3 protein-coding genes are annotated in these 2,919 nt (G+C 67.1%); all 3 read right to left on the bottom strand.

Features of this window, described 5'->3' with window-relative positions; translation table 11 throughout:
- The coding region (locus AB4Y86_RS15910; protein WP_441403156.1) for a Rho termination factor N-terminal domain-containing protein at positions 1-416 on the bottom strand (416 nt) is incomplete at its 3' end.
- 309 nt (positions 417-725) lie between these two features.
- Positions 726-1,712, bottom strand: coding sequence for a homoserine kinase (gene thrB / locus AB4Y86_RS15905; RefSeq protein WP_441403155.1), 987 nt, complete (start codon positions 1,710-1,712; stop codon positions 726-728).
- A 2-nt stretch (positions 1,713-1,714) separates the two neighbouring features.
- A complete protein-coding gene (gene thrC, locus AB4Y86_RS15900) occupies positions 1,715-2,821 on the bottom strand; it encodes a threonine synthase (protein ID WP_441403154.1) in 1,107 nt (368 codons plus the stop codon).
- Positions 2,822-2,919 lie beyond the last annotated feature (98 nt).

Genomic DNA, 2,919 nt, shown 5'->3' with positions numbered 1-2,919 from the left:
TCCATCGGAGCTGCGGCGGGTGCCTCAGCGGCGGTGCTCACGACGCCGTCGCTGCCGGCGCGGCGGCTGCGGCCACGGGTCCGGGCCCGCGGGCTTTCCTGGGCCGGAGCCTCGGACGCGACGGCGGCCGGAGCTACGGCCGGAGCCGACTGGGCAACCGTGCCGTTGTCGCTGGCCTTCTCGGCGGCCCGGGCGGGGGCCTTGCTGACCGGGGTACCGGCACGATGGGCGGAAATGGCGGTCACCAGATCGCCCTTGCGCATCCGGGAACCCCCGGAGATCCCCAGCTGGCTGGCCAGGGCCTGGAGTTGGGCGAGCTTGAGGCCTGCGAGGCCGCTGCTCTTGGCGGGTGCTGCCGGTTCGGCAGCAGAAGATGATAGTTCCACAGCTGGAGACAGCTCAGTGGTTTCGGTCACGAAGGATCCTTCCCCCTCGACGGCGTCCAGGCTAGGAGCTGGACGCGGTGATTTGATCTGGGCTGCAGTTCAGATCTACAGCCGGGATTTGTGGCCTTGCCGGATGGATTTCGGCCAGCAGGGCCGGATACTGCTACACCAAGACGCGTCCCGAAATTGATGAACGGTCGGCTGACACTTCAGGGGTACAGAGAAGTTCTGCAGCTTCCTGCGTCAGACCGAAAGCAGGTGGCACCGGAAAATATTGCGCAGTGAAAGATGAGAGAGGGCAACTTGGCCAACATCGCGGTCTTACTAAAAGCTTGCGTGTTACCGCCGGTGTATTTCCACTTTAGCACCTTCAGTGTCCACGGCCAGCTTCATCACACGCCAGTGGACCTCCGGCGTGTTGGCTGCAGTGAAAGCTCCGATGAACTCGACGACGTCGGCCGCTTCCTTTTCGTCGGCGGCGAGGACCAGCACGGTGGGCCCCGCACCGGAGACGACGGCGGCATGGCCGGCACCCCGCAGCGCCGCAATCAGCCCGGCGCTCGGTTGCATGGCCTGTGCGCGGTAGTTCTGGTGCAGGTAGTCCTCGGTCCCCGGCAGCAGGAATTCAGGCTGCTGCGTCAGCGCATGGATCAGCAGCGCAGCCCGGCCCGAGTTCATGGCCGCGGCGTGATGCCCAACAGAGGCCGGCAGCAGCGCCCGGGCAGCTTCCGTGGACAGTTCGAAGTCCGGGATCGCGACCACCGGGACGATGGCGGGATCCACTCGCGCGCAGGTGCTGCTGTACTGGTCACTGTCCTGCCAGGACAGCGCCAATCCGCCGAAAATAGCGGGTGCGACGTTGTCCGGATGCCCTTCCATCTTGGACGTGAGCTGCAGGATCCAGTCCTTGCCGCGGCGCGACGCCGCAGGGACCAGTGCGTTCGCAGCGGTGACAGCGGCAACCACCGCGGCAGCCGAGGAACCGAGGCCSCGGCCGTGCGGGTTGACGTTGTCGGCCGTGATCCGCAGACCGTCGTGCCGGAAGCCCAGCTGGTGCAGCGCCTCGGTCAGGGCCCGGGCCACCAGGTGGCTCGCATCCCGCGGCAGCGTGTCCGCACCCTCGCCGCTGAGCTCGAATTCAAGTTCGCCGCTCTCCAGGGTTTCCACCGTCAGCGTGTCGTGCAGCGAGAGGGCCAGCCCCAGGCTGTCGTAGCCAGGGCCCAGGTTCGCGCTGGTGGCCGGAACCCGGACGGTGACCGCCAGCCCGGCCGGAACCGCCGGGGTGTCGGCGGGAGATTCGGCCGGGACGGTGAGGGTGGTTTCCAAGGCTATTTTTCTTCCAGTCCCAGTTCGGCGGCCACCGTGACGACGTCGTTGGCAACCTTAACCGGCTGAACCTCGCTGCCGTCTTCGGTGCGGAGGGCCCACTGCGGATCCTTGAGTCCATGGCCAGTCACCGTGATCACGATGATTTTGCCTTCAGGAACCTCGCCTGCGGCGTGCTTCTTGATCAGCCCCGCGACGCCGGCGGCGGAACCGGGTTCCACAAACACTCCTTCACGGGCGGAGAGCCAACGGTGCGCGGCGAGGATTTCCTCGTCGGTGACGGCCTCGATCACGCCGCCGGATTCATCCCGGGCGGCGACGGCGGTGTCCCAGGAGGCGGGGTTGCCGATCCGGATGGCGGTGGCGATGGTGTCCGGCTCCGTAATGGGGTGGCCGGCTACGAACGGGGCGGCGCCCGCGGCTTGGAATCCCCACATCACCGGCGTCTTCGTGGCGACGGCGGCCAACTGTCCGGCGGTGGCGGACTCGAAAGGCGCCGCATACTCCTTGTAGCCCTTCCAGTACGCGCTGATGTTGCCGGCGTTCCCGACCGGAAGCACATGGATGTCCGGGGCGTCGCCGAGCACGTCAACGACCTCGAAGGCGCCGGTCTTCTGCCCCTCGATCCGGGCCGGGTTGACCGAGTTGACCAGAAACACCGGGTAGGACTCGCCCAGTTTGCGGGCGATGTCGAGGCAGTCGTCGAAGTTGCCGTCCACCTGCAGCAGCGTGGCGCCGTGCGCGATCGCCTGACTGAGCTTGCCCATCGAGATCTTGCCCTCGGGCACCAGCACGGCGCACTGCAGCCCGGCGGACGTCGCATAGGCCGCTGCGGAGGCTGACGTGTTGCCGGTGGAGGCGCACACCACGGCCTTCGCCCCGGAGGCGACAGCCGCGGTCATGGCCATGGTCATGCCGCGGTCCTTGAAGGACCCGGTCGGGTTCATCCCCTCGACTTTGAGGTAGACGGTGCAGCCGGTGAGCTCGGAGAGCTTCTGTGCGTGCACCAGCGGCGTGCCGCCCTCTCCCAGGGTGATGACCTTGGTGGCCTCGGTGACCGGCAGGCGTTCAGCGTATTCGCGGATGACTCCGCGCCATTGGTGAGCCACTTAGACCCCTTCTACCCGGAGTACGGATGTGACGGAATTGATGACGTCCAGGCCCTTGACGGCCTCGACGGTTGCTGCGAGCGCGGCTTCGCTCGCGC

This window comes from Arthrobacter sp. 2YAF22_2, from assembly GCF_052114645.1.
Classification (GTDB): Bacteria; Actinomycetota; Actinomycetes; order Actinomycetales; family Micrococcaceae; genus Arthrobacter.
This window is presented reverse-complemented; position numbering and strand designations above follow the sequence as displayed.